The following is a 2,019-nucleotide window of genomic DNA, read 5'->3' as shown; positions in this document are numbered from 1 at the left end:
GCGTAGTATTCAAGGAAGTCAATTGCTTCTGCTGTATCAGCATCTGCTTCTTTCCACGGTTTTCCGGCTTCTTTCACAAGGTAAGCTGAAAATTCATGCTTGCGGCGGCGAATAATATCCGCTGCGCGGAAAAGAATATCTGCTCGTGCTTCCGGCGCTTCTTTTTTCCACGTATTAAAGGTAGAAAGTGCTGCTTGCATTGCTTTTTCAGCCAAGTCTTGATCTGCTTTTGACACGCGGCCGATAACTTCTGTTTTATTTGCTGGGTTAATGGACTGAATTTGATCTTCTGTTGTAATTAATTCTCCGCCAATTACAAGAGGATAGTCCTTGCCAAGCTCTGATTGTACAAGTTCCAATGCAGATTCAAATGCATCTTTGTTTTGTGCAATCGTAAAGTCTGTGAAAGGCTCGTGTTTGTATTGTTTGATTTCGTTGATATTCATTGTGTTCATTTTCATTACCCCTTTTTTTAGAAAATTTTAAACATAATTAATATTCCAACACCCTATACCTGTATTATAATCACCTTATTATCGTTTTGTACATAGTTTTTTAACAAAAATGTTCAAAAAAATTTAAAAATAAACACTTTTGTTTAAAGAACCAATGAATCTATGGTTTTTATAGTGATTTTGAACAAAACGAAAAGAAAGGAGTGTGGGTAAAGTATAAGAAAAGATGTTTTGAAGTAAAGAATTACGATAGGGGAAAGAGTTTATCGGCAGTAAATAAAATGATCTTCCTCTCAAAAAAACAATAGACAAAGTTGTTCAATATAAATTATCATATAATTCGAAAAGTAATTTTTGTCGAATGAAGCTATCTTTTTCGTCAAGTGAAGGCTTCATTTGAATGTACAGATAGAAGGAGGGTAGAAAAACAGCAGTTATTTGTCCATATTGTTGTAAGGGCTTACATATTTAACGCGCGATGCGAAGAACGTGTAATTCTTTAAATGACGGTTCCTATAAGGAGGATTTTAACATGAGTCATCAACCGCCTGAGTTAAAAAAAGAATTAAAAATTCGACACATAACCATGATTTCTTTAGGGGGAATCATTGGTGCCGGTTTGTTCATTGGAAGCGGATCGCTCATTAACGCAGCGGGTCCTGGTTCCATTTTTTCGTACGCGTTTGCCGGTTTGCTGGTGATTTTAGTTATGCGAATGCTGGGGGAAATGTCTACGGCTAATCCTTCAAGCGGCTCGTTCGCCACATATGCCAGAGAAGCGCTTGGACCGTGGGCCGGCTACACAATCGGCTGGCTGTACTGGTTTTTCTGGGTAATTGTTATTGCAGTTGAAGCGATTGCGGGTTCAACGATTATTCAATATTGGTTTCCGTCTTTACCGTCTTGGGGCGTGAGTCTCATCCTGACGTTTTTATTAACGTTAACGAACTTATACTCTGTTAAATCATTTGGTGAATTTGAATACTGGTTTTCACTTATTAAAGTAGTTAGTTTAGTGCTGTTTTTACTTTTAGGAGGAGCGATCATCCTCGGTTTAATACCGGGAGTAGAGTCTCCAGGAGCGTCAAACCTTCTTCATAGAGGAGGATTTCTTCCAAATGGAATCAGCTCCGTCTTTTTAGGAGTGGCGATTGTCATGTTTTCTTTTATGGGGACAGAAATTGTCGCAACAGCGGCTGGAGAATCGGCTCAGCCTGAGCGAGCAATCACCATCGCAACAAATACCGTTATTTATCGTATTTTATTTTTTTATCTTGGGTCTATTTTAATCTTAGTAACGATCCTTCCGTGGGATTCTTCAAGCTTGATGAAAAGTCCGTTTGTTTCAATATTGGAGCTGGTAAACGTTCCGGCAGCGGCTCAAATTATGAATTTTATCGTACTGACTGCTGTTTTGTCTTGCCTAAATTCAGGTCTATACACAAGTTCTCGTATGCTGTACTCAATGGCGCAAAAAGGAGACGCGCCGCGCATGTTTTTGAAGGTGAGTAAAAAAGGCATTCCGTTTAATGCCATTGTAGGATGTACCGTGATCTCTTACATC

2 protein-coding genes are annotated in these 2,019 nt (G+C 38.9%); one reads left to right on the top strand and one right to left on the bottom strand.

Annotation, left to right across the window (positions count from 1 at the left end; all coding sequences use genetic code 11):
- On the bottom strand, positions 1 to 455 hold a 455-nt coding region (locus AC1DRF_RS24845; RefSeq protein WP_477741949.1), incomplete at its 3' end, for an aldehyde dehydrogenase family protein.
- A gap of 532 nt (positions 456 to 987) precedes the next feature.
- Between AC1DRF_RS24845 and AC1DRF_RS24840 the strand changes: the two genes are divergently transcribed.
- A partial coding sequence (locus tag AC1DRF_RS24840; RefSeq protein WP_477741948.1) for an amino acid permease occupies positions 988 to 2,019 on the top strand: 1,032 nt, incomplete at its 3' end.

Source organism: Priestia sp. P5_B4 (assembly GCF_056400385.1).
This window is presented reverse-complemented; position numbering and strand designations above follow the sequence as displayed.